Below are 25,126 nucleotides of genomic sequence, written 5' to 3' on the forward strand. Positions count from 1 at the left end.
AGTCTTGTTAGAATTATAAACGGTTGATACTAAAACATAGGTCGCTTGAATTATTCAATCTCTTTTATGTTAAAAGTAGGCCTGTATTCTGATGGAGATAAAGAATTTTCAATTACTTTGCGCTGTAACGTTTTTGGTGTGAGAGGTTCAATGCTCGGAGCACTATCAAAAGCGTACTTTTCATCGTTTAGGTAGTGAATAACTTGTCTCATGGATAAGCGGCCTTGCTGGACCATTTGATCGGTCGGTGCAAACTCTACACGATTTCGGAGTAAGCCGCGGTAAACGCCATGACTTAAGTAAGTGGAGACTAATTTAATGTCATCCGTTTTTTCAGCAGCTCGTAATTCACTGACTGCGGCTTCAATGGCAACTGCACTTCCCACTATGTATTGAACATTTGGGGTATCAATGACTTTTTGAACAAGGTTTCGCTGCAATTCTTTGTCGTTGTCAGCCCAATAGCTCACCACGATATTTATATCGCTTCCTTTGATTGCATCATAAAAGCCGACAGTTGCGGGTTTTGTTCCGCCGCTTGTTTTTGGCCCAGGCAAGAAGGCAATATCGGTAACACCACTCCCTTTAGGATGCGCATTGGCTAAGTACTGACCTGCTTCAAAGCCCATCCAGTACCAGTCAACGCCCACGACGCCTTTTAGTAAATCACTCTGCTTGTCATTGAGTACCAATTTATTCACCGTGGCAAAAACCGGTGTTGAGCCAACAAATTCACTTAAATTATTAGAAAAAGCATCAGGTGACACGGTTCCAAGAATGATGGCGTCTGCACCCCAGCGAGTGCACAGCGAAAGTTGCTGCTGTTGCTTAATCTTGTTTGGGTAACCACCTGCTTCTAGAACTCGTAATTCCACATGCTGTTTTCGTGCTTCAGAAACCATTCCGTAGTTAACGGATAACCAATATGAATCTTTTAAGTGCGGGTAAATCGCGCATATTTTTGGTGCTGGAGTGTTAACTTTTTGCGTCTTTGACGGTTCAGCAAAAACAGTCGAAATTGGCATGCTTACCAGGCTGATGGTGGCTGCGAGACGTACTAATGTTGCTGAAAGTGACTTAGGTCTAGGCATGGAATAATAGTTCATTGGCATTGATTGGATAAACACTGCAAAATATAACGTATTATCGTTCGGTTAAGAAGCATGTTCTCAAAGGTTATCATTTTATGTTGTTAGCAACCGCGAGTATCGGCCGTAAGTTATTGTTCTCATTTTTGATCATGGCTTTGCTGGTATTACTTTCTGCACTCATTGGCGCTTCAGGTTTTTCGTTTGTGGCGAAAACGGAAAGAAATGTCGTGGACTCTGCCATTCCGGCAATGATAGAAGCGAGGCAAGTTTCTGAGCTGAGTTCTAGGATCATCTCATCGGTTCAAACTCTGTCAAATGCCAAAAATGAACAGGAGCGTAAAGCATCTGGGAAAATGCTGTTTGAGCAACTTGAATCCCTTCTTACACATATTAAAGCCCTTGGGTCGGATTCTTTTGATTCTGGTTTATTGACTCGACTCGAAAATAACGTTGAAAGCGTCATCAATACGTTAGCAGAACTCGGTATTACCGTAGAGAAGAAGCTGTGGTTGAGTGGTGAGTTGCATATCCGAGTGGAAGAGATGCGTAAGCTCAGTGCCGAGTTAGAACAGTTGACTCGAACGCAGGTATTGAATACCAGTACTATTGCGGTGGCGAATGTCACTCATATCTATGACTTATTAGAGAATAAACAGACTGAGAAGGTATACCAAGCACTGGATGCATTAGTTGAAGTTGACCTCGATTTATCAGAACGCTTACATGAACTGCATTTGTTAGCTTTTAAAATGCTCAATCAGATAGAAGAAGCACGTACCGTTACGAATATTGAACGTATCCAGATTATTCAGAGTGAATTTCAAGATAACCTAAAAATTATGATGCGCCGCGTTCGTGCAGTGGAAGATCCAACGCGATCCAAGCAGATGACTGCACTATTAGTCGATTTGGGTAAGCGCCAAGTGGTATTTGATATCTTAATGGAAAAGTATGAGAACGAGCAGCAGTCTCAGTTCTTAATGCAAAATACATTGAGCCTTTTCAGTGAGTTGAACAATACCGTAAACAGCTTAGTTGATGAATCGAACCTGACCACCACAAAAGCGGTAGAAGAGTTAACAAAAACCCTCAATTACGCGCAGCTTTCTCTGAGTTTAATCTCGATCATTGGTTTAATCATTGCCGTGATCATCGTCTGGAAGGTGGTGTACATCTCGGTAGTGAAACGCCTAACAGAATACTCATCTGCTCTACTTTCGATTGCTCAGGGGCATTTAGATGTCACGATCCATGTCAAAGGAAATGATGAACTTGCGCATATGGGACAAGCCATCGTTACTGCTAGAAACACCGCTCAAGCCTTGCAGGTAGTAGCAGAAGGAGAGGCACAAGCGAAGCGAGATTTAGAGGAACACAAGGAACACCTTGAAGAGCTTGTTACTGACAGAACTCATCAACTGCAGAAAACGAACCAACGACTCAATGTAGAAGTTTTGAACCATGCGAAAGCTCGCTCTTTAGCGGAACAAGCCAGTCGCGCCAAATCTGCATTCCTCGCGACAATGAGTCATGAAATCCGAACACCAATGAATGGGGTACTCGGGACGGCCCACTTACTTAAAGACAGTGGCTTAGATCCATTGCAGGGGCAGTACGTCGATATTATTAACCGTAGCGGTAAAAACTTACTCGCTATTTTGAATGATATATTGGACTACTCAAAAATTGAGGCGGGTCACCTTGAAATTCGTGAATCCTCTTTCAACTTGCACCATATGGTTGATGATGCCTTTCAGCTAATGCAAAGCCGAGCGCAAGAGAAGCATCTTGCTTTCTATCAGCATATTGAAAGTGATGTTGCAAAATATTGGAGGGGAGACGTAACTCGTATCAGCCAAGTTCTCAATAACCTTGTGGGTAATGCGATTAAATTTACGGAACGCGGTGAAGTTGATATCTATGTGAGTATGGATGTTGATAACGACAAGCGAGTGATGTTTGAAGTGAGCGATTCTGGTATTGGTATTGGCCCAGAAGAACAAAGAAACCTATTCGACCCATTTACTCAGGCTAGTGGTGGGATTAATTCGACTGGGGGAACAGGATTAGGCCTAGCCATCAGTAAACGAATTATTGAGGCGATGGATGCGGAGTTGCATTTAGAGTCAAACGTTGGAGAGGGGAGTCGCTTCTGGTTTAGTTTAGAGCTTCAACCCGGAGAAAAGGTGGATATTCCATCAGTGACGAGCTTGAACACGGTGATTAAAGCTAAAGTCTTACTGGTAGAAGATAACCCTGTGAACTGCCTGGTTGCTGAAGGGTTCTTATCGAACTTAGGGCATGAAGTGGTGACTGCGGAAACCGGAGCCGAAGCTGAGCAAATTTTTGAATCGCAGCATTTTGATATCGCGTTGTTGGATATTAACTTACCCGATTGCAATGGCGTTGATCTTCTGGGCAGTTTGAAGGCGATTGAGAAAAATAAAGAGATCACATTACAGGCTCATCCAACGCCAATGGTGGCGGTATCTGCCCATGTTTTCAATGAAGAAGTTGAGAGTTATTTATCAAGTGGGTTTGATGGCTACTTACCTAAACCACTTGATAAGGATGCATTGGCAGCCCTCATTCAAAGTACTCTCGATGGGAAATCGTTAGTATTACCTCAACTAGATGAAGAGGGTGTTGATTCGTTAAATAAGGATGATTGCACTATGCATGAGAGTGTAAGTTCTTCAGATGAAAAAAATACACCAAATGAGATAAGAGTGATAGATGTTACGGTCATTGAAGGGGACATGTCTATTCTAGGCCGAGATAAAATGCGTGAAATCGTAGGGCTGTTTGTAACCAGTAGCCGAGACGTACTAGTGAGCCTACAAGTTGCGGACAACGCGGATGATTATCTTGAAGTGAAGTCGCTCGCGCATAAATTAAAAGGGTCCGCAGGCAGCTTAGGTTTAAAACGGTTATTTCATGCGTGTATGTTGATTGAAAGTGCAGGTGAGCCTTTGGTGGCATACCGGAAAGATCATGAAACACTGGCGAATTTGGTTGAGCAATCAATTGAAGCGTTAAATACAACAATCGGCTAGATAAAAGTTCTAGACGGTAAAAACAAAAATCCTCTGTATCAACAGAGGATTTTTAGTATTGATGCGATGGTTTGTTAGCTATCCGTTCTGTTACTAATTGTTTTCAAAGCGGCTTCCTAGATCTAATGCATTTGGGTCATCATCAAAAGGGTGCTCAGCTTTTCCGCGTAACAGCTCTAACTGATTCTCTAACATATTTAACGCATCATAATCGCCTTCTGAACATGCAACGTAAATTTGCTGTTCAAGAGCTTCGATATTATCTCTGATACTCATAGGAGCCTCCTATAGCGACAGTACTACCGATTCTCAAACCTATTGTAGTCCAACAATCCATATTCAGTAGGTTGATTCTGCTTATACCAAGCATGGACTCTGTCGCTGAAGGGCCAAAATTTATCTGAGCTTCTTCGAATTGCAAAACGATCCAATAACTTAATGTAGTCTTGCTCAGATTTGAGATTTTTTAGTCTTTTGACTAACTCAGGGATTTGAGACTCTTCTAATGACCAGAAAGCCGCAGGATAACTCCCAATAACCCCACGAACCAATGTAAGAGAGTCATGCTTAGGATCGCGGTTACTTTTTTCATCGAATAAGCTAGAAATATTTTGATGAGCATTATTGCGTAACAGAGTGAATAATTGATCATCTCCACCATCGGATGTAATCATCAACATCGTGATCTGTGGCAAGGGGAGAAGCCCAGCGCCTTTGATTTTGTCGATCGATTGAAGTTGGGCTTCATTACTAGAGGTAAACCCTGTATCGACAATATCATAGCGATCATTCAGAACTGGTTTTAAGTGGTTTACGATTTTATCGTAAAGTTCTGATTTTGGATCGTCAGTTTTGTAAATTTCGCTACTTTCCTGCTCAAATGGTCTGATATTACGCTGCAAAAAATCACTCAATTGAGCGCTCTGGTTCTGATACCAACTGGATTGTTCTTGATGGCGTACATCTTTAGGCAGCAGGGTTAAAAAGTTACTCTCTCCTTCAAGACGTAAGAAATCCATGTACATACGAGTGATCAGCTGGTGGCCGAAATTACCATAAACATCAAAACCCGCGACTAATAAGTAGTGAATTCTTTCGAGTAGGGCATAGTCAAGAACCCATGCTGTTTTGGGTTTGTCGCCAACAAGGCCTTGGACAACAGAGGCGCTATCAAAGTGGCGGAATACTGTCAGTGCGGCATTAGGGTTACGTTGTTCACCATTCCATAGAATAGAGGTGTTGAGGTAATCAGCACCTTTAAACCACTGATTAGTAAATTCTGACTTTCCATCAAGATAACGGGCTTGTTGACGAGCGTATGTCACCCAATTCGTGAGTGGAAGCGTGTTACTTTCTAATTCACCAGGCAGTTTTAGGTTTTGCTCTTGGGAGTAATAAAAATCGTTGATTTCAGGTAAATTTGCTTTTTGCGGATCGACAAAAAATACCCAAAATCGATCGTTAATTACATTGAGAGCGAGCTGCCCACGACATACCGGACCTTTAATGAAAGCCATGATGGTGTTTTGCGCGTTGTCGACCAAAAAGTTAAATCTCGCGATTACTGGCAAACTATGGAAACTTGTCATTGGGTTCGCTGCGACTTCGACGTGATAACTCGGTAATTGCTCTACGTCATAGTCAGCATCAATAAACCACTCTTTCCATTTCCCGATTCGATCACTGTTCAGTGCATATGGCATGTGTGTTTTATCGACGATTGTCCCTTGTTCCGGGATCAAACGGTAGTAGACACGATCGACGTTAGGATCATCATAAGGGCGACGAGTCGCAATTCTTTTTACAGGCTCTCCGGGTGGTGTTTCTGAACGTACTAAAGTAAAGAAACGTGGATGGCTGGGTAACTCAGAGAAATAGAGATGGAATAAAAAGAGGTGTTCATATAAGTAACGAGCAGTTAACTGGCTTTTACGTGAGTTGTTGTTGAGGAGATCTTCGTATTGGGCAATTTTGGACTGTTCATCCATAGACAACGGAATATGCTCATTCATGATAGCTCCGTTCTCTAACCACGCCATTAGAGTTTTATAATCGGATGCTTCGAGGTTTGGCATACCATAAGGCATCCCCCAAGTTGGGTAATCCTGTTCGTATTGAGCATACTCTTCAATGGTTGGACACTGTTGATCTCTGTCGGTTGAAAAATCAAAGCCTTCGAGTTGAACTTGCTGTGGTAAAGGGTGGTTCTCTTTTTGGCTGAGTAAACGAGCCACTAGTCCGGCATCGAGGTTGGCTGTAGGGTTTTGAACTCTCTCATTTAGTACTGGGTGAAAGCCACTGTCACGCCACTCTTGCGTCAATTGAGCATCTTCAAATAAACGTGTCGGCTTTGAAGCCGTTAAGCGTGTGCCTTGATAAATCTTTTCTTTAGACGCGCCACGATCAATCCCTTCAACGGAGGACATTTTGAGTTGGCAAGGGGCATCGTAGCAGGCATGACAAATAACGCATCGCTTATCTATGATGGGCTTTACTTCGTCTAAAAAGAAGTGCGCCTGAGGAGATTGAAGAGGTGCTTGACGATCTCTGACTTGTTGAGGACCAAATAGTTGATCGTAGTTTAGACCTGCATACACAGCACAGCCGGAAAACACGGTAATAAAGCAAAGTAGAATAATGTGACGAAGTGGCATTGTCTTATGAAATTAGCAAGTGATGCGCTAATTAAAGCAGATATATAAGTTAGCGACAAATTTAGTACGATCAATGAGTAAGACGATCTGCTTGGGGTTGGGGACGAATAAAGAGCTAAGATGGGAAAAAAAGGCGTACCACCCTTAGTGATACGCCTTTCTATCGAATCGATGATCTTAAATCCAAGTCTGGAAAGCTAAATCTTGCAAGCCAGATCTTGATAGCTAGGCCTTGAAACTCGATCTTAAAACCAGATTAAGCAGCTTGTTGAAGTGCTTCAATTTTCTCTTCAGACATCGGCTTAGTCACGAAAGCTAAAATCACACAGGTTGCCATCATGCCTGCTGAAATGGTATACGCTAATGTGTAACCATCACTTTGAGTCATTGAATAACCTACAATCGCAGCACCGATTGCACCGCCTAAACCCCATGACGTATATAAAACACCGTAGTTTGTACCGTAGTTTTTCAGACCGTAGTATTCAGCAGTGATTGATGGGAATACTGCAAGTAATGTTCCGTACCCAACAGCAGCAAGCGCAGTACCAATAATCAACGTTAGCTCTGTATCAAATGAAGCAAACAGCACCATGTTGATGCCTTGTAAGATGAAAGCAAGCATCAAAGTACGAACGCAACCAATTTTGTCCGAAAGAATACCCGCGGCAACACGACCGCCAGAGTTAAAAATCGCAAGGATTGATGCAAGGTAAACGGCATTAGGCAAGTTAGCCTGAACACTTGCGATGTTAGTGATGTTACCAATGATCATTAAACCCGCAGAGGCAGCAAAAGCGTACATTACCCAAAGAGAGTAGAACTGAGGCGTTTTTAGCATCGCTTTCCAAGTCATATCAGCAGACGTTTTAACCGCAATTGATGCTTTTCCTGCTTTTACTTTTGGTTGCTCAGCTTGGTAGCCTTCTGGTGGGTTGTTGATCGTACACGCTAATGGAACAGCAATCGCTAACACGCCAGCCCCAAGGATCATAAAGCTAGTATTGATGCCCACTTCAGAGATTAGCATTGATGTTAGCGGGGCTAGGTAAACTGCCGCTAAACCAAAACCAGCCGCAATCAAACCATTTACCATGCCTTTCTTAGAGATATGGAACCATTTCATTGCAGATGGAGCAAGACAAGCATAACCAAAACCAAAACCGATACCCGCACCGGTAATCACACCAAACGTAATATTTAGCGCAAAAACGGATGAAGCGAAACCAGAAGCGATCATCCCTAGGCCTGTTAATGTTGTGCCTAGGATAAGGATCTTACGTGGTCCCATGCGATCTTGAAGGATACCTGCAACTAAAAGACAAACTGAGAAAGTGACGGTCGCGATGGCATAAGGAGAAGATGCGTCCGCCGCACTCCATCCAAAGTCGGTTACGAGTGCTTTGTTAAATACGCTCCACGCATACAAGATGCCAAGACACAGGTTGATACAAAAACCTGCTAGCAGGATACGCATTGCTTTATCAATCTTGCTCATTTTTATTCTCAGTTTGGTTCTTTCATAGAAAGAAGAGTTAGTTAATGTGTTTTTCTCAAAATAAGTTTGCATTTATCAATAGATGTCGCAAAGAGCGCGGATTATAACCAATAAAAGTGTGATTGGAATCTCTTTTTGTGAGCGAATGTAAAATAATTTCAAATGAAAAGTAATTGATAATTAGTTGTTAACTGCTTGGTTGGGATGAGGATTGAAGGTTGATATGGCAGTGGCTTCATACTCAATGTTTTTTCTTTGATGATGAAAGTTGGGTTTTTCTGATGTTGTAAAAATGTCCGTGTTAACTTGTTGTAGATAAATGATTATTTCACTATTCAATTCTATTTATATTCATTAAACTCCGGCCCGCTTCAATATCTGAAGTTAAAACATTATTGTTGGTAAGAGAAATGAAAGTGCAAAAAATGAAATTGGTGTCTGTGATGCTGCTGAGTGCATCAACGTTGACAGGTTGTATGGGACAAATGGCAACAACAGGCTTGGTCTCAAAATTTAACTTGCAGCTTGTGGATAATAGATACGCTCGTGAAGGCGTGTTTCTTTTGTTGTCTCCTGTATATGGGATCGCATCAGTAGCCGATATGTTTATTTTCAATTCAATTGAGTTCTGGACAGGAAAAAATCCTATTTCCGGGAAGTCACCAGCAGTGGTTGACTCGAAATTAGAAGCGATAATTAAAGTTAATAGTCAGCTTGATAAATCTTTAACTGAAGAACCAATTCAAGTTAATAATCAGTGGGTTGAAGATGCTGTGATGAAGCAAATAGATGAAAATACGCTTCAAATGGATATTTCATATCAAGATGGCACTAAACAGATTTTCCGAGGTGAAAAGAGCATTGGAGGCGTCAATTTTTATTTAGACAATGAGCTTATCACTTTTGTTAGTGTGCAAGAGTTGGACGTGTATACCAAAACCGCTCGGATCTAGTTTTGGTTACATTTGTTTCTGCAATGAATTCAATCTAGAACATCTGTGAGGGAAATAACCTTAGTAGGAAGTTATTACCTTAATCAGCAAGCCAGTGCATTTTTGTACTGGCTTTTTTTAGCTAAGTTAAGTGTACAAAATGCCTGACCAGTCGTAATTTAAAGAAAAAATCCACATGTTAAATTTTTGTTTAAGAACCGTCTATTCCAATCATTTAATCAATAAGAGCCTGTTGTAATGGTATTTGCTACCATCTTGTTTGTTAAATATTTGTAATTAGAAGTTTGCTGTTCGATTTTTGCGCATTTGTTGTGCGGTTTTTAGCCTTGCAATTCATTGGAAAATACGCAAAATGTCATGCAAAATGAGTTTGCAAAAATGAAAGGATGCTTTTCTCTTAAAAAGTAAGGCAAATAAACATGAAATTATTATTAATCTTAATGACATCGCTTTCCGCTGGGGTGGCTTCTGCAGACCACTTACATTCTTTCATGTTAGGGTTATCAATTGCGTCTTTGGCTGTTGGAAGCTGTTACTGGTTTGCATTCCGTAGCACTCGCTTTCCTGAGCTTGCTCTTCTGTTGTTAATGTGTGGAATGCTATCTAAACTGGCGATTACCGTCATTGGAGTCGCTTGGGGTATGTCTGAAGATCTAATTACGTCACCCATTGTATTTGCTCTTTCTTATCTGCATTTTTCAATCATTGTGACTTATTTGTGGTTCACATATCGAGATAACATCACTGCAAAATTCAAAAACGTCACAGCTTAAATACTCGCGATAAGCCTTCTGAAAAGAAGGCTTTTTTGTTTCGATACACTTCTACTCATTTGTCGCTCTCCTCTACACAATCTATTTTGGTAAAGCATCTATTTTGGTAAAAGCGTGGTCACTCTACGACTATAGTTCTACAGATCTTATTCACGCCTCTGGGTAGACTTAACCCGTTTAATGATTGGAATAAAAGGATTTGCTATGGAGTTTGGACTGTTTGTGGCGGAAAAAGGATTGTTGATTGTAGGTATTATGTTTGTACTAACCAGCGTCATGCAATATGGCAAACGCAGCCATGATTGGAAAGGGGTGGTGACGATGTTTTATAAGCGCATTCCTCTCAGTATCGGCGAATATAAATGGTATCGTTTAGGCGTGGCTTTTATCGTACTTGCAGTTATATTGCGTATTCTACTTTTAACTCTTTGGCCTTCTTACTAATCTTCGATAGGTAAGTACTAGTGTGTTGTTTATTCAAGATAATTAAAGAGGTTAATACGTTTATTTTTATTACGCGAATCAACCTATATTGGTTAATTCGACATACCTGACTTTATATTGTTCTGTTACACTGTATTTATTGTACGAACTAATAGAAGAAGGTGATTGAATGTCATTTCCCGTTCTTATCTGTGACGATTCAGCACTTGCGCGCAAGCAGATGGCACGCTCCCTCCCTGCATCATTAAATGCGGATATTACCTTCGCGGTTCATGGTCTCGACGCTCTAAAACAACTCGAACTCAATGATTTCAAATTGATGTTCTTAGATTTAACCATGCCGGAATTGGATGGCTTTGGAACATTAGAAGAGTTACAGCGTCTCGGAAATACGACGCCAGTGGTCGTGGTTTCTGGTGATATTCAGCCGAAAGCCAAAGCAAAAGTGTTAGCTTTGGGTGCGAAAGCATTTATTCAAAAGCCAATTGATAAAGCTGTTCTTAATGATGTTCTGAAAGAACTCGTTGAGCCAGTCGCGCAGCCTCGCATCATTACACCAACCAGTGTTGATCTTCCCATTCTCCGTCGACGTGATATTTATATGGAAGTGGCGAACGTCTCAATTGGTCGTGCGGCAGATGCATTAGCACGGCATTTTGATGTTTTTGTCCACTTGCCTCTGCCAAATGTAAATATCCTCGAAGTGAGTGAATTACACATGGCATTAAGGGATTTGGCGGACAACGATCAGGTTTCTGGCATTTGCCAAGGGTTCAGTGGAGAAGGGATCGCAGGTGAAGCGCTAGTCTTACTGAGTGACTCCAGTGTGGCAGATCTTAAAAAATTAATGAAGATCCCTGCAGATAGCGAAGAGCTAGAAGAATTAGAACTACTCATGGATGTCTCTAATATTTTAGTGGGCTCATTCCTAAATGGTTTAGGCGAGCAGTCTGAAGTTCGCTTCTTCCAGAGTTCTCCAGTACTTCTAGGCCAACATATCTCAATTGATTCTGTTATTGCTTCTACTTCAGGTTCATTTAATAAAACGATGACCTTTGAAGTGAGCTATAACATTGATGATACATCGATTCGATGTGATTTACTGTTTATGTTCGTGGACGAATCATTGCCTTTATTAGATAACAAATTAGCCTACTTAATGGAGGACTTTTAATGCTTAATCTTCCTGCTGAGTTTGAACAATTCCACTGGATGGTGGATATGGTCCAAAATGTTGATATGGGCTTAATTGTCTTGGATCGTGACTATAATGTTCAGGTGTGGAATGGGTTCATGACTCACCACAGTGGTAAACAAGCACATGACGCTATTGGAAAGTCGATATTCGAACTTTTCCCTGAAATTCCGCAAGACTGGTTTCGATTAAAAACAAAACCTGTTTATGACCTAGGTTGCCGCAGTTTTATTACTTGGCAGCAAAGGCCTTATCTTTTCCACTGTCGAAATGTTAGACCGATTACGCAGCAGGCCAACTTCATGTATCAAAACGTGACATTAAACCCGATGCGAACGCCGACAGGAAAAATAAACTCTCTGTTTTTATCCATTCAAGATGCAACAGCAGAGGCCATTGCATCACAAGTGAAAAAGTAGTGATTAAAGCCAAGCGAAGTTCTTGGCTTTACCTAAACAAGAGCTTAAATAACGAAGAGATTAACTAAGTGAGTTGGAGGGATAGCTCAATGAAGACCTCATTACATTCCCAGCCTTTATATACGGCAAAGCAGGTGCGTGAAGGAGAAGTCCTAGCGGCCAAAAAGAACAACATCACAATGTTCGAATTGATGGAAAAAGCGGGAGAGGCTGCTTTTCAATTGATTATATCTCACTACCCACATTCTAAAAAATGGCTCATTTGTTGCGGTAAAGGCAACAATGGCGGCGATGGATATGTTGTGGCGCGTTTGGCAAAGCAAGCAGGAATAGAGGTTCATGTTTGGCAGGCTGGGGATTTATCCGACAAGCTGACAGAAGATGCTCAGCAAGCGTTGGAGCTTTGGCTAACAATAGATGGTGCCGTTTGTCATGCTAAAGACCGAATCCCACCAGACTGTGATCTTATTGTGGATGCACTACTCGGTACAGGGTTTAAACCACCACTTCGCTCTAACTATGCTGAACTCATTTCTAGAATTAACCACACTCACTTACCCATTGTTTCCATCGATATTCCATCAGGACTAGATGCTGATACTGGTCACGTTCAACCGCACTCCCTTGAAGAAGCCAATCGAAGGCAAGAGCAGAACGGCCTGGCGATTGTTGCATCTCATACCATAACCTTCATAGGTATTAAGCAAGGATTGGTAACGGGATCGGCAAGAGATCATACGGGCTTGTTGCACTTCTCCGGCTTAGGTGTCGATGAAAGTTTTAATCAAATGAATGTCGCCAGTGCGGTCTATTCTTGCGCGGATGAAATTCCTACCTTACTCATGCCAAGAAGACGCACCGCTCATAAAGGGCTAAATGGCAAAGTCTTGTTGATTGGCGGAAATGTTGGGATGGGAGGGGCAATCCGCCTTGCTTCTGAAGGATGTATTCGTAGCGGCGCGGGTTTAGTGAGTGTATTAACCCATCCTGATAATATTTTACCAATCTTATCCTCTCGCCCTGAGATTATGGCTCAGAGTTGGGAAAGCGACTGCAAAGTCATTTCAGACAAGATCCACTGGGCAAGCACCTATGTTTTAGGGCCAGGTTTGGGGCAGGATGAGCAAGCCCAAAGGTGGTTTGAATACATAAAGCAATCTTCAGGTGAAAAGGTTCTGGATGCGGATGCGCTTAATTTACTGGCCGTTGAACCTAATCAAGACCCAAATCGCATTATAACGCCACACCCAGGAGAAGCCGCGCGGTTGTTAAACTGTACGGTTGCTGACATTGAGATAAACCGTTATCAAGCGGCTCAAGATCTTCAGCAAAAATATGGTGGTGTTGTCGTATTAAAAGGAGCGGGTACTATTGTGTACGATGGCAAAGCAACGTGGGTTTGTCACGCGGGAAATCCTGGAATGGCAAGCGCAGGTATTGGGGATGTATTGTCAGGCGTGATTGGGGCGATGTTGGGGCAAAATCTTACACTAACGGATGCGGCTCAAATTGGTGTATTTATCCATAGTTGTGCTGCTGATCTTTGTGCCAAAGAGAATGGTGAGATTGGCTTAGTCGCTAGTGACCTTTTTCAAACGCTTCGTCGTGTCATCAATGGTCCACTCATCCAAGGCTAGCGTTTGTATTCGATCTCACATCCGTAATTGAGATGCGAGATCGGGGAGACTGAGCAATTAAACCACAGAGATCTAGAATGCGAATCTAGCGCCTGCGTTAAAAGAGGTCGCGTGTTCGTCATTTGGAAGTAATTGATAAGTTACCCCTGCATCAAGTACTAGACCTATCGGAGACATTAAACTGACTCCTGCACTGGCATAAGGTTTAAAGCTGTCATCGGTTTCTGTTTTCTTCGCGCCTGCAACCGTATCCCAGACAGTAGTTTCAGATGAGATATAACTTCCTCCCGCTTTACCGTAAATACCAAGAAGTCCCACTTGTTGATCAACGCGCACCCCAAGACCATAGGCATCGTAAGTTTGAACAAAATCGTCAGAATTAGCACTCACGCTGGAGTTAAATGTCTCCACTCTTTTATAACTCACATCCGCAGATAATAGTTTCGTCATCTGATAGTTATACCCGGCTTGAATAAAGTAGGCGGTCTCTTGATTTGAATCGTTAGAAACTAATGTCGCTCCCACATTGGTATAAAGTGAACCACGGTTTCCTGCTGCATTTGCCATAGTGGGCAGACAAACCATCGTGGTAAATATCAATATTAGTGGTCTTTTCATTCTCAACTCCTGTGATTTGCCATTGACAGCAAGTATTCCTTTTATAAATTCATAGCAAGAAATGCTCCACCGATAGTGGGGTGAGATCACTTTTAAGGAATTTAGCGTTGAATTTTTTGGACTTTTTGCGTGGATTTATACTCAGTATAGATCACATTATTTGATATAAACGGCAACATTGATGGCGAAAACAGCAAGAGATAGAGATGGCACGCAAAGGTTTGCGCAATCGGTAAGTTTTAAGGTTGTTGTAACTAATTGATTTTATTAATAACAGCTAGAAGTGCCGGGTAAGAAGGGTATTTAGGTTTGGAATTTCTAAGATGATATCACAAAAAAAATGCATTTATCAGACTTGCCGAATGGAAATCAGGGCCTATAATGCTGAAAACCGGAGCGTCTGCCAACGCTCCGGTTTTTTTGTGTCCGAAAAATGGTAACGACTTCTGCCAAAGTCAAAACCACGCATAATGCGAATGACACATAAGTTAATGAATCAAGGAATTACACCATGCGTATCGAACAAGAACTTAAGTTAGGTTTTAAAGATGTACTGTTTCGCCCTAAGCGTTCAACTCTAAAAAGCCGTTCTCAAGTAAATTTAACCCGCGATTTTACATTCAAGCATAGTGGTCGTCAATGGTCAGGAGTTCCGGTAATCGCTGCAAATATGGATTCTGTTGCCACTTTTGAAATGGCAGCTGCTCTCGCAGAACATGGGGTGATGAGCGCAATTCACAAACACTACAGCGTAGAACAGTGGGGCGAATTTGTTAAAAATTCAAATGCTCAAACGCTCAATAACGTGTTTGTTTCATCTGGAACCTCGGATGCTGATTTTAAAAAACTTCAAGAAATAATGGCATTTAGCGATGAACTGGCTTTCATCTGCATCGACATTGCTAATGGTTATTCAGAGCATTTGGTTGAGTACGTTGAGAAAGTGCGTGTTGAGTTTCCAACCAAAACTATTTCTGCTGGAAACGTTGTGACTGGCGATATGTGTGAAGAGCTTATTCTTGCAGGCGCTGACATTGTAAAAGTGGGTATTGGCCCTGGCTCGGTTTGTACGACTCGTGTAAAAACGGGCGTTGGCTACCCTCAACTTTCTGCCATTATTGAATGTGCGGATGCTGCGCATGGTCTAGGCGGTATGATTATCGGAGATGGTGGTTGTTCATGTGCTGGTGATGTGTCGAAAGCGTTTGGCGGTGGTGCTGACTTTGTAATGCTTGGTGGCATGTTAGCTGGGCATGAGGAGTCTGGTGGTGAAGTTGTTGAAAAAGACGGCAAACGTTTTATGAAGTTCTACGGCATGTCTTCAGAAAGTGCGATGGCGAAACACTCTGGCGGCGTTGCAAAATACAGAGCAGCAGAAGGGAAAACTGTTTTACTTCCGTTCCGTGGTTCTGTTCATGATACGATTTCTGACATCCTTGGTGGCGTACGTTCAACGTGCACATACGTAGGCGCAGCAAAGCTTAAAGAGCTAAGCAAGCGTACGACTTTCATTCGTGTGCAAGAGCAAGAGAACAACGTGTTCGGTAAAGAGTAGCGTTTAAAATACTTGTTTAAATTTTTTAAGAATTGAGCCACTTTTTAGTGGCTCTTTTTTTGTGCCTAAAAACAGCGTTTGTCTCAAAAGTGTCTACACAGGGTTTATGATGAACTTGCAATATTCAGTTAAATTGCATGGTTATTCATTGCGGCGAGGTTTGATATTGGATTCTTTGTTATGGCTTCAGCAAGATGATCAGGAGCAAAGTGCGAATATCTCATCGTCATTTTAATATCGGCATGGCCTAAGATATCTCTTAAAACAAGTATATTCCCGCTGTTCATCATGAAGTGGCTAGCGAAAGTATGGCGAAGAACGTGAGAAGCTTGGCCGTTAGGCAAGTCTATTTCCATCTTTTGCTTCAAAATGTAGCAGAAGGGGGGATAGCACGGATTACTTGCGTAAAGCTCGTGTGATAGCAACATTACATATTTGATTGATCTTAAGCAAAATCTAAGTTGTACATATCGGCACGCCATGTGGTAAAGTTTGCTTTGCAGTTATCCAAGTTCACTATGAGTATTTTAAGTGTCCTCTTTTATCCAAGCATACCGTAATACTGGCAACTCGATTCTTGCCTATCAACAAGTCACCGATTGCAATTCGAAATCACTAAAAGATATTGCTAATGATTCGTTTTCTTTATTAGAAGATGTATTCGAAGAAGTTGATTTTTATGAATCAACTGAAAGCAAGCGAGGGATTCTTCGAAATACCAGTAAAATTATAGGTGGCATTGTCTCGCTTGGTGGCTCATATATGCTAGAGATGCATAACAAACATTACACTGATATTTATAGTGCTGTATATGAGCCGACCCGTAAAGATATTGAATCAATTGAACGAGATACAAATGAAAGCTTATCCTCAATAGGCGAGCAACTAACAGGCCTTAATAAGCTACTGAAATCTGTAAGTAGAATTCTGAAAGCAAAGGTTACTAGTAAGTCAGAAGCTCGATATTCGTTAAGTCAATTGGACAAGTTTCATTCTGGATTTCATACGAGTTTGAATACCGGGTTTGGTGGTTTAGTTGGAGGTTCCACAGCGCTGGGTGCGTGGGGGCTCGTTTCATTAATTGGTTCAGCATCAACCGGAACAGCTATTTCATCTCTATCCGGCGTTGCTGCCACTAATGCAACATTGGCTTGGTTTGGTGGTGGCTCAATTGCAACTGGTGGTGCGGGCATGGCTGGTGGTTTTTGGGTTCTTGGAGGAATTGTCGCTGCTCCAATTGTGTTTTTTTCAACTAAAAACGCTTACAAAAAAGTCGATACCCTAAAAGAAAAAAAGCGTGAGTTAACGGAAGAGTGTGAAAAACTAAATACATTATTGATTCAAGCGAGATCTCAATTGTGTGAAGCTAGGAAACAACAAGCTAACGTTGCCAGACTGATGTCTGAGTATATTCCTAAAATTCAAGCAGAACTTGCCCTATTTAGAAAGCATAGATCTTTCTGGAATGACCTTTTTGGGGGGCCAATGAAAACTCAACAAAAGAAGCACCATGATGCTTTGGCTCAGCTAACAAGTGAATTGTTAATTCGTTTAGGAATCAGATAGTGAATGTATTCATATGTGTTTTAAGGTTTAGGGTAGACCAGTAGTGGATGATAACAAGTTTCTTTATGATAAGAATTACGCTAAGCAACTCGATGATAACGAGTTATACAAATGCCTATATGACGCTTGGAAGGTCCAAAATGATACTATCCAAGTATGGGGGAGCTTAGAGGGTAATGCCGCTAGAACTTGGTTTTCGTTAAAGCAAGCAAAACTCATCGATACTGGTGAGCCCATCGAATATCCACTTCCGAACAACAATGATTTGCAGGCGGGAGTATTCCTCCATCCAGCAACAGCTCAGGCCTTATTAAATGGAAAAGAGTCAGCTCTAGTTAAGGGAGAGCTCAAGTTAGCATCGGTCAACAATCGCAAGAGTAAAGATAATCCTTTCTTGGTATCGCTTGTACCCTCTAGCGTTGAGGTTCTTACTGAGCTACCCAAGTTCAGTACTGACGACATTATGCAATCAGATTTGAATACTCTTGTATCTGAGAACGTCTATCGGCATTTCTTATCAAATTTGGAAAGCAAAACTGCAGTTGATGAAGAGAAGGCTGAGGCCAAGTTAAAAAGGCTCGATGTTACATACTCAGAGAGGCAAAAAATCCTAGATACTCAATTTGATGAGATCAATAGTAAGGTCGAAGGTCTGAACGTTAAGAGAGACTCTTTGCTGGATAAACTGAAAGATCTCGAAAAATTACAGTACACAGTCAAGGCTAATATCGAGCAAGAAAAATCAACACTCAACTTAATCATAGAAAAACAACAGCAGATCGAAGACGAAATGAGCAAGAAAATAGAATTACTAAAACAATACGTTGAAGAAAAGGCAAGTTTTCTAAGAGACTTTGAGTTTATTGATGAGGATGTTCATGCCGAGCTATCAGGCAGTAAGCCCGACAGTGGTGAGCATAGCTCAGGTTTAAGCTTTGTGGATGATTTTGGTTCTGATTACTCAAAGCTAACGTCTTATCTACAGGCATACTTAAAAGAACAAGGGCAGTATTACTCCCGTCACATTGTCGAAAACTATTTAACTCTTATCCGCACTAACGATCTGGTTATCCTAGCGGGAGATTCTGGGTCAGGAAAAACGAGCCTTGTTCAATCATTTGCCCAAGCTGTTGGCGGGGTAGCTAAAATAATTCCAGTGAAACCAAACTGGACGAGTAGTGAAGACTTATTAGGCTATTACAACCCTTTAGAGAAGAAGTATTTAGCCACTCCTTTCTTGGAAGCGTTGTTAGAAGCAAACCAAAACCCAACGGTTCCCTATTTTATCTGCCTTGATGAGATGAACTTGGCTCGTGTCGAATACTACTTCGCAGATTTTCTCTCGAAACTAGAAGAGCGAAAACAGCAGCCTGAGATCCAACTTTATTCTGACGATGAAGCAGCTCATGTACTTTCAGAGTTGCGAGGTGTGGTTTCGATCATTAGTGGAGCGAGAGAAAAGTACAATAAGAACGGTATCGTAGATTTTGTTGCGCTGATGCAGGATGATGAAATCAATGTAGAAATGAAGCGCGCATTTGGTTTCAGTGATAAAGATTCCCTTATTAAATACCATGGCGATGTAAGAAGAATGTTGTCAGGTGTTCTAGGTATTCCATCAACAATCACTATTCCGAGTAATGTTCGCATTGTCGGTGCTATAAACATTGATGAAACTACACATTACTTGTCACCCAAAATTCTCGATCGTGCACACATCATGAAATTCAATAGTCCGCTTTTAACTGATTGGAATGCTATTGAACAAGAAATAGAAAATTATAACTTGGATGATATGAGCAAGTCGGTACGCTTGTCGATTGACGAACTAGGTGTTCGTGAACAATACCCCAACTTCTCACCTTCTGATGAGTTTTGTAGACAATTTACTGATTTCAACAGAGAGCATTTTCACCCATTGGGAGTTGAATTCGGAATGCGAACTATCAGACAAGGTTTGAACTACGTTGCGCTTTATCGAGATGTAAATCCTAACGATTTACTCGCACTTAATAACTTTCTTCTCCACAAGGTGTTGCCAAAATTTACGTTTGACGGTTCTAAACCCATGGGAAATACAGATAAGATTACTCACATTGAGCGAGTGTTCTTAACTCAAGTTGAAGAACAGTTACATGGTTTAGTTGTCACGGAAGAGTTTTCGGTTACAGAAGCTATTAAAGAAATAATAGAAACTGCAAAAGCCAACGATGATGTTGTTAACTATTGGGCGTAATAATGAGCAACGCCAATTTTGTAATTAAGTATATTGAGACTTCTTGGCACGACAAATTCACTCTACTTGAACTTGTCGAGTCTCAGTATCACTTACTTCTCGATGAAGTCTCTAAAGAAAAATTTGAGGCTTTTACCACTATCTACCCGAATGTAGAGGGCCTTAAGCGTTCTCAAATAGCTATTTCCTATACAGATAGGAAAACCCACCGATCTCCAGTAATTGTCTTACCTGGCGGAACTACAGTTCCACTCACAAAAATCGAAGATCCTAATACTGGAAAAATATGGTGGGTAGAGCCAGGCGAGTGGAACTCTCATAATAAAGAATGGCGTAACAATACTCATCGAACCGCCGGCGCTATTAGTTTCCGTATTGGTAAGCAAAACTTAAAATTACACGTTACGTTAAGTGATGCATCCAAAGATGATTTGGATAAATACCTTATTGATTTCAAATCGGGTATGTGGGAACTAATTTTAGATGAAAGTAGTTACATTCATGCCGAAGCAAAAAAAGGAATAGCAGGAAGTGTTGACGAAACGACACTAAAGCTAGTCGACTCAATATTGAGTGCTGGGCGTCATGTTCTGAAAAAACCAAAGTCAGAACTGAGGGAAATACAAACGCTCAAACCACGAAAAGCGGTGAAACCTGTACCTCGTACTTTCATGGAGATAGCAACTAAGGGTGAAAGCAGGCAACTAACTAGCCGGGGGTCCAAGGCAAACTTCAACGTCGCAGAAAATTGCTATGTACTGTATGTGCTGATGGCCACTCAGCGTATTGTGTCCCAGTTATGCCGTGTATCTCGAAGCAAGACAGAACGGTTATCAAACAATTTGGAGAAGCTACAACAGCGTGCTGATAGTTTTAAAGACTATAAAGAAGTAAAGCGTGACTTGGTGGTAAAGGATTATAAGGTTGCCCTTGAAAGCGTGAACGTAGAAAAAATCAACTTAGACAAAGCTAAATATCTGGAGAAACTTGACCAATATTCCTCTTCAGGGGGGGGCACAACGGGCTTCGTAAAAGTCCAAAAAGCAACCAATAACAACGATGGTTATTTCTGTAAAATTAAGTACGATGACAATGGAGAATGGCAGAATCTAGGTAATTCCAGTTCGATGATTTTGAATCTTAATGAGAAATATTTTCCTCTATTTGAGCCGAATTCCGAGTATCTACTTTCTGCAGAAATGACTACAAGCTGGTATAAAAATGGCCAGACAGTAGTGTTCAAACCAGTCTATATTAGTAATATTAAGGTTTTACCGTCTTCTAAAAAAATCGCTGACATTGAAAAGATCAAGCAACAAGCCATTGAGCTTAAGAGTAACGGGTGGAAGCGGAAATTATCGAATGAAGAGTTGAAAGAACAAGAGAAAGAACGAGTATCGATCAGAAACCGACAAGTTTTTTTTAGTCATCAACTACAAAGTATTTCTCATGTTTATGAATTTCTTACTCCTAAAGAAAAACAACTACGAGAGTTAATCAAGCAGATTAAAGCACTAGGAGTTTACCCTAAGAGTTCGTTTCCGAACTCAATGACGTTTGTTCAAAATCCTAGTTATCAGGCGGTCCATAGTGGGTACAAGAAATTAAAAGAGCAGGTCGGTTTAACAGACGAGGATATATTAATGTCCTTGGAGAAAGTTGATAGCATTGGTTTGGTTAATATTCCTCTCTTGTATGAACGTTGGTGCCTTCTTCAGTTAATCAAATCTTTTATCCATAGCTTTAGATTTCAGGTTGAAGATGGGTGGAAGCGTAAATTACTGAGAATATTAGAAAACAAATATTCTGATGATGTGATTTACTTTTTTAATAATAGCTCGAAACGAGAGATATCGTTGAGTTATGAACCAAGGTTGAGCAATGGTAAGACTCCTGATTTTGTTCTTGATATGACGTTTGAAACTAAAAAAGGGGTTAAGCTGAAAAAAAGAGTGGTACTGGATGCGAAATTTTATTCTAGAGCGTTCATGCGTGGCCGAGGGGGCTTAAATGGCGTTCTTGAAGAACTCGCAATAAAAAAAGACTACTCTGAGAATAGCAAAAATGCTGTTTATGTGTTGCATCCAGAAGCTCATGCTTTAGAAGATGCGGGTGGTCCTGTGTCACCACAAGAGTGGGGTGCAATCACCTATCTGGGTGAGTTAAGGTTGTTTGATTGGGACAGCCGAAACCCTCCACACCAATATGGGGCCGTTTGTTTAAATCCTCTATTATCACATCAGCACAGTGACGAAATGCAGAGGTTGATTGGAATGCTGTTACAGTATGAGCCATCAAAATTTCATCAGAGTGATGATGTGGAGAACCATAACTTTTGCATCGGTTGTGGATCTAGTTCCCTACGACTAGTCCTACACAACCAAAGAAATTCTAAGAAATTGTGGTACCAATGCAATGAATGTGAACTGTTTACCGTCTACAACCACTGTCATAGCTGCAACCATAGACTGATTAAGAATGGCGAGTATTGGACGTATCATTCCACAATGCCAATGCAGCCGACTAATATAAAATGCCCAAAGTGTGAGTCTCCGGTTTAAGAAGTCGTCTTTTGAAAGATTAGCCAATATTTGAAAGTAATTTTCTTTAAGGCTGTATTCGACTAAATCTTAACTTTCACAAAAATATCAATTTATGGTTGTTTTTGGTGATATCAATATATGGTTGTTTCAACATTTAAATTTTTAAGAATTGAGCCGCTTTTTAGTGGCTCTTTTTTTGCCTAAAAACAGCGCTTGTCTCAAAAGTGTCTACACCGGATTTATGATGAGTTTGCCACAGGCAGTTAAATTGCATTGTTATTCATTATGGTGAGGTTTTATATTGGATTCTTTTCTTGATTTTGAGCAAGGTGGTTGGAGTATAGCGATAATTATCATTGCAATTCATAAAAACTTGAAATTAATCAATGACTTTATAGGTGATTGTGTCATATTTATGACAATAAAAATACTTTGATTTATTAATGGAATCTAGGAGATAGCTGTGGGGCTTGGTGATTGGCTTGTGGATACGATAGAAGAAAAAGGGCGAAAAATTGCAAGGAGAGGCGATGCTCTATTCGGTTGTGAAGAGTATGAAGATGCCAGTTTAGCTGAAAGATTGATAGGCTTATCTGGCGGGCACTCTAAAGGTACATTTAAGAAACAAAAAGAGAAAAAGAAAAGAGGTATAAAATCCGGTGATATTGTTGCAGTGTCGAGGGGCCTCTATGATCATTACGGTATCTACATTAATAAGCACGAAGTAATAAGCTACACATCAGATAAATCTGATATTGGTGATAATCTAATTCAATCAACCTCTTTTGAACGTTTTTTAAGAGGGGCTAGAGAGTACTCTGTTCTTGTTTTTCCTGATCAGTATGCGAAACCAGATAAAGTTAAATTGGCTAGTCAGGCATCATTTAGTATCGACAAGACCTTGATATTGGATCATTTTCTAAAGCATAAAAAGAAACATGATTATAAGCTTTATTCTGCAACGAAAACGGTAGAAAGGGCAAGATCTCGGCTTGGAGAAGATAGCTATAATTTGGTTTTTAATAACTGTGAGCATTTTGCGATTTGGTGTAAAACTGGAATTGAAGAATCTCATCAGGTTAATAATATAATCAAATTCTTGATAGGTACTACAAGGGTTACGGCAGGAAAATCGAGTAAGTTATGAGTAAACAAACGGAAGACGTACCACTATACGACAAAATTGTTATTTCAAGCGCCATATTGATTGCTCTGATATCACTTCTTAAAGTGGGAATCATGAAAGCGATCATAAATTTTGTTTTTATCATCGTGTTTCTTAAAACGATTCAGGTACTTTGGCATTGGATTCGCTCTGATCTTTGATCTTTACCTTTACAATAAACGTGTTTATTTGTTCCCGAATCATAGTTTTTTATACTGCTTATAAGCTACTGGTGGATTAAAATGAGGCGGTATGTCTTAGTTCTGCTTCTGGGCAAAATTTTAAGAGAGAATATGCCACCAATTTACCGTATGCCGCTTGTTTACGTTCCAAAAGTGTTCGATTATTGGTACGATATACGGAGTGGGTTGAAGGTATGTTACAAAAATTGCACCTCTTCATACTCCGTTTTATTAATGACAAATTGCGGTAGGGTAGGAATGCATACTTACAATTGGCTAGATAGCTATGATCTTGGTATCGAAGTTATAGATTTGCAACATAAGAATTTGCTCGCGATGATTAATAAGTTATTGGTTAATCAAAATGAATCGAGAGGCATAATGCAGCGTTTGATCAACGAAGTTATCGCTTATGCGGAATATCATTTCATAAGTGAAGAGAACCTTATGGTGCTTTCTCGTTATGACGGCTATGAAAAACATACTAATGTTCATAATATGCTACTTAAGCAGCTTAAAAATCAATGCTCTCAGTTTATCAATAACCATTGTGAATTGAAGACGGTAATACTCTTCATGGCAAATTGGCTTATTGAGCACATTATGGCAGAAGAGAACGATCGTGATTTTGCTAAATATTTATTGGCATCAAACGAATATCGCTATCTAATAAAAATCTAAAGGTTTTGATGGAACGGTTGGGTTGATTGGCCTGATTGTTGGGCTTCTTTTCACTATAAAGCTATCTTCAAGCCTATGGTTGGTATATGGTTTACGCCGCTAGCTTTTCCTAGAAAGCTAGCCGTCTAAATAAAGAGTAAACTAGAACAAAGGACCATAACCATCATGCGCGATCTTACGCCACAGCAAGAAGCCGCTCTTGCTATTTTCAAAACAAATCTTCATCTCCCTCATGGCGGTTTCCACTCATTAATCATTGAGCTTTGTAAAGAGTATCAATTACCCTTTCAAACAGTTCGCTCGGTGCTGATGAAGGTGCAACGAGCAACAGAGCGTAGGATCTATGATGAGTTTGACACTGTTGCTGAAGATGATCTTAGCCAAGAGAACTGGCGAGAAGCTATCAAGATAGAACTCATTGAATTAGCTCAAGACAATCAACCCGTCATGAATAATCTGCTTGGTAACGAACATTACCTTAAAGCAAAAGCAGCGATTGAATTACCGATCAGCAGTGAAGATGAACGTGACATAATCTTAGAAGATTTAATGTTGGCGTATGAAAAAGAGGTGTTTAAGCCACTTTTAGCGATGTTGCATACAACATCACTCTACTGGGAATTAATGTTGGCAGAAGAGCTTCACATGATGACAGAAGCTTGTCGTCAGAAATTTATCGAATACCCGCAACATGTTGAGGCTGCAAAGTTTCTGTTCGACTTGGATTCGAAAGTACGATCTCAAACTCTTAGAGCTTGATTCAAGGAGCTAGCACATTCCCCCACATCGACTCAAATGTGAGTGAGGGAGTGTAATTAACCAGCGATTGAACTCGAACTTATATGTTATTGCTACTGCTA

At 40.7% G+C, this 25,126-nt stretch carries 20 protein-coding genes and 1 pseudogene; 15 read left to right on the plus strand and 6 right to left on the minus strand.

Annotated elements, in window-relative coordinates; translation table 11 throughout:
- Positions 1 to 50: 50 nt before the first annotated feature.
- Positions 51 to 1,091, minus strand: a complete 1,041-nt coding sequence (torT, locus tag FCV43_RS11660; protein ID WP_017053577.1) for a TMAO reductase system periplasmic protein TorT — start codon at positions 1,089 to 1,091, stop codon at positions 51 to 53.
- Positions 1,092 to 1,186: 95 nt separating this feature from the next.
- On the opposite strand from torT, the gene torS reads away from it, so the two are divergent.
- The gene (torS, locus tag FCV43_RS11665; protein WP_136995279.1) at positions 1,187 to 4,147 is read left to right on the plus strand and encodes a TMAO reductase system sensor histidine kinase/response regulator TorS; all 2,961 of its coding nucleotides are present in this window, start codon (positions 1,187 to 1,189) and stop codon (positions 4,145 to 4,147) included.
- A 93-nt stretch (positions 4,148 to 4,240) separates the two neighbouring features.
- Here the strand turns inward: torS and FCV43_RS11670 are convergent, their stop codons facing one another.
- From FCV43_RS11670 to FCV43_RS11680, 3 genes are all read right to left on the minus strand, one after another.
- Positions 4,241 to 4,423, minus strand: coding sequence for a hypothetical protein (locus FCV43_RS11670; protein ID WP_017053579.1), 183 nt, complete (start codon positions 4,421 to 4,423; stop codon positions 4,241 to 4,243).
- Positions 4,424 to 4,446: 23 nt separating this feature from the next.
- A complete protein-coding gene (locus FCV43_RS11675; RefSeq protein WP_136995280.1) occupies positions 4,447 to 6,801 on the minus strand; it encodes a fatty acid cis/trans isomerase in 2,355 nt (784 codons plus the stop codon).
- 256 nt (positions 6,802 to 7,057) lie between these two features.
- Positions 7,058 to 8,299 carry an L-lactate MFS transporter gene (locus tag FCV43_RS11680; RefSeq protein WP_136995281.1) on the minus strand — a complete coding sequence of 414 codons (1,242 nt, stop codon included), beginning with the start codon at positions 8,297 to 8,299 and terminating at the stop codon, positions 7,058 to 7,060.
- Between the two features lie 410 nt (positions 8,300 to 8,709).
- On the opposite strand from FCV43_RS11680, the gene FCV43_RS11685 reads away from it, so the two are divergent.
- The 6 genes from FCV43_RS11685 (at position 8,710) to FCV43_RS11710 (ending at position 13,720) form a co-directional block, all read left to right on the plus strand.
- Entirely contained in the window at positions 8,710 to 9,252 is a 543-nt protein-coding gene (locus FCV43_RS11685) for a DUF3332 domain-containing protein (RefSeq protein ID WP_136995282.1), read from the plus strand.
- Positions 9,253 to 9,671: 419 nt separating this feature from the next.
- Positions 9,672 to 10,025, plus strand: coding sequence for a hypothetical protein (locus FCV43_RS11690; RefSeq protein WP_017053583.1), 354 nt, complete (start codon positions 9,672 to 9,674; stop codon positions 10,023 to 10,025).
- 204 nt (positions 10,026 to 10,229) lie between these two features.
- On the plus strand, positions 10,230 to 10,469 hold the full coding sequence (locus tag FCV43_RS11695) for a hypothetical protein (protein WP_017053584.1): 240 nt from the start codon (positions 10,230 to 10,232) through the stop codon (positions 10,467 to 10,469).
- 169 nt (positions 10,470 to 10,638) lie between these two features.
- Positions 10,639 to 11,643 (plus strand): response regulator, encoded by a 1,005-nt coding sequence (locus FCV43_RS11700; RefSeq protein ID WP_017053585.1) that lies wholly within the window; start codon positions 10,639 to 10,641, stop codon positions 11,641 to 11,643.
- Entirely contained in the window at positions 11,643 to 12,083 is a 441-nt protein-coding gene (locus FCV43_RS11705) for a PAS domain-containing protein (protein WP_017053586.1), read from the plus strand. Before FCV43_RS11700 ends, FCV43_RS11705 begins: the two co-directional genes overlap by 1 nt.
- Before the next feature lie 89 nt (positions 12,084 to 12,172).
- Positions 12,173 to 13,720, plus strand: a complete 1,548-nt coding sequence (locus FCV43_RS11710; RefSeq protein WP_136995283.1) for an NAD(P)H-hydrate dehydratase — start codon at positions 12,173 to 12,175, stop codon at positions 13,718 to 13,720.
- Between the two features lie 72 nt (positions 13,721 to 13,792).
- Here the strand turns inward: FCV43_RS11710 and FCV43_RS11715 are convergent, their stop codons facing one another.
- Entirely contained in the window at positions 13,793 to 14,338 is a 546-nt protein-coding gene (locus tag FCV43_RS11715) for an outer membrane beta-barrel protein (protein ID WP_136995284.1), read from the minus strand.
- Positions 14,339 to 14,849: 511 nt separating this feature from the next.
- On the opposite strand from FCV43_RS11715, the gene FCV43_RS11720 reads away from it, so the two are divergent.
- The gene (locus FCV43_RS11720) at positions 14,850 to 15,893 is read left to right on the plus strand and encodes a GMP reductase (protein ID WP_017053589.1); all 1,044 of its coding nucleotides are present in this window, start codon (positions 14,850 to 14,852) and stop codon (positions 15,891 to 15,893) included.
- A 128-nt stretch (positions 15,894 to 16,021) separates the two neighbouring features.
- Here the strand turns inward: FCV43_RS11720 and FCV43_RS11725 are convergent.
- Positions 16,022 to 16,285 (minus strand): annotated as a pseudogene (locus tag FCV43_RS11725) (tyrosine-type recombinase/integrase); the annotation flags it as partial.
- 139 nt (positions 16,286 to 16,424) lie between these two features.
- On the opposite strand from FCV43_RS11725, the gene FCV43_RS11730 reads away from it, so the two are divergent.
- The 7 genes from FCV43_RS11730 to FCV43_RS11760 all read left to right on the plus strand — a co-directional run bounded on the left by FCV43_RS11730 (position 16,425) and on the right by FCV43_RS11760 (position 25,025).
- Positions 16,425 to 17,459 (plus strand): hypothetical protein, encoded by a 1,035-nt coding sequence (locus FCV43_RS11730; RefSeq protein ID WP_136995286.1) that lies wholly within the window; start codon positions 16,425 to 16,427, stop codon positions 17,457 to 17,459.
- 43 nt (positions 17,460 to 17,502) lie between these two features.
- Positions 17,503 to 19,695 carry an McrB family protein gene (locus FCV43_RS11735; protein ID WP_136995287.1) on the plus strand — a complete coding sequence of 731 codons (2,193 nt, stop codon included), beginning with the start codon at positions 17,503 to 17,505 and terminating at the stop codon, positions 19,693 to 19,695.
- 2 nt (positions 19,696 to 19,697) lie between these two features.
- Positions 19,698 to 22,256 (plus strand): nuclease domain-containing protein, encoded by a 2,559-nt coding sequence (locus FCV43_RS11740; protein WP_136995288.1) that lies wholly within the window; start codon positions 19,698 to 19,700, stop codon positions 22,254 to 22,256.
- A 445-nt stretch (positions 22,257 to 22,701) separates the two neighbouring features.
- Positions 22,702 to 23,385, plus strand: a complete 684-nt coding sequence (locus FCV43_RS11745) for a lecithin retinol acyltransferase family protein (protein ID WP_170961651.1) — start codon at positions 22,702 to 22,704, stop codon at positions 23,383 to 23,385.
- A complete protein-coding gene (locus FCV43_RS11750; RefSeq protein WP_136995290.1) occupies positions 23,382 to 23,564 on the plus strand; it encodes a hypothetical protein in 183 nt (60 codons plus the stop codon). Before FCV43_RS11745 ends, FCV43_RS11750 begins: the two co-directional genes overlap by 4 nt.
- A 279-nt stretch (positions 23,565 to 23,843) precedes the next feature.
- Complete coding sequence (locus FCV43_RS11755; protein ID WP_017053590.1) at positions 23,844 to 24,266, plus strand: bacteriohemerythrin; 423 nt, start codon at positions 23,844 to 23,846, stop codon at positions 24,264 to 24,266.
- Positions 24,267 to 24,431: 165 nt separating this feature from the next.
- Positions 24,432 to 25,025 carry a hypothetical protein gene (locus FCV43_RS11760; RefSeq protein WP_017053591.1) on the plus strand — a complete coding sequence of 198 codons (594 nt, stop codon included), beginning with the start codon at positions 24,432 to 24,434 and terminating at the stop codon, positions 25,023 to 25,025.
- Positions 25,026 to 25,126: the final 101 nt, after the last annotated feature.

This window comes from Vibrio genomosp. F6, assembly GCF_005146325.1.
Lineage (GTDB): Bacteria > Pseudomonadota > Gammaproteobacteria > Enterobacterales > Vibrionaceae > Vibrio > Vibrio cortegadensis.

Excerpts from the sequence above, each read along its gene's own strand:
- torT (WP_017053577.1), bottom strand. The coding sequence starts at position 1,091 with ATGCCTAGACCTAAGTCACTTTCAGCAACATTAGTACGTCTCGCAGCC.
- torS (WP_136995279.1), top strand. The coding sequence starts at position 1,187 with ATGTTGTTAGCAACCGCGAGTATCGGCCGTAAGTTATTGTTCTCATTT.
- FCV43_RS11670 (WP_017053579.1), bottom strand. The coding sequence starts at position 4,423 with ATGAGTATCAGAGATAATATCGAAGCTCTTGAACAGCAAATTTACGTT.
- FCV43_RS11675 (WP_136995280.1), bottom strand. The coding sequence starts at position 6,801 with ATGCCACTTCGTCACATTATTCTACTTTGCTTTATTACCGTGTTTTCC.
- FCV43_RS11680 (WP_136995281.1), bottom strand. The coding sequence starts at position 8,299 with ATGAGCAAGATTGATAAAGCAATGCGTATCCTGCTAGCAGGTTTTTGT.
- FCV43_RS11685 (WP_136995282.1), top strand. The coding sequence starts at position 8,710 with ATGAAAGTGCAAAAAATGAAATTGGTGTCTGTGATGCTGCTGAGTGCA.
- FCV43_RS11690 (WP_017053583.1), top strand. The coding sequence starts at position 9,672 with ATGAAATTATTATTAATCTTAATGACATCGCTTTCCGCTGGGGTGGCT.
- FCV43_RS11695 (WP_017053584.1), top strand. The coding sequence starts at position 10,230 with ATGGAGTTTGGACTGTTTGTGGCGGAAAAAGGATTGTTGATTGTAGGT.
- FCV43_RS11700 (WP_017053585.1), top strand. The coding sequence starts at position 10,639 with ATGTCATTTCCCGTTCTTATCTGTGACGATTCAGCACTTGCGCGCAAG.
- FCV43_RS11705 (WP_017053586.1), top strand. The coding sequence starts at position 11,643 with ATGCTTAATCTTCCTGCTGAGTTTGAACAATTCCACTGGATGGTGGAT.
- FCV43_RS11710 (WP_136995283.1), top strand. The coding sequence starts at position 12,173 with ATGAAGACCTCATTACATTCCCAGCCTTTATATACGGCAAAGCAGGTG.
- FCV43_RS11715 (WP_136995284.1), bottom strand. The coding sequence starts at position 14,338 with ATGAAAAGACCACTAATATTGATATTTACCACGATGGTTTGTCTGCCC.
- FCV43_RS11720 (WP_017053589.1), top strand. The coding sequence starts at position 14,850 with ATGCGTATCGAACAAGAACTTAAGTTAGGTTTTAAAGATGTACTGTTT.
- FCV43_RS11740 (WP_136995288.1), top strand. The coding sequence starts at position 19,698 with ATGAGCAACGCCAATTTTGTAATTAAGTATATTGAGACTTCTTGGCAC.
- FCV43_RS11750 (WP_136995290.1), top strand. The coding sequence starts at position 23,382 with ATGAGTAAACAAACGGAAGACGTACCACTATACGACAAAATTGTTATT.
- FCV43_RS11755 (WP_017053590.1), top strand. The coding sequence starts at position 23,844 with ATGCATACTTACAATTGGCTAGATAGCTATGATCTTGGTATCGAAGTT.
- FCV43_RS11760 (WP_017053591.1), top strand. The coding sequence starts at position 24,432 with ATGCGCGATCTTACGCCACAGCAAGAAGCCGCTCTTGCTATTTTCAAA.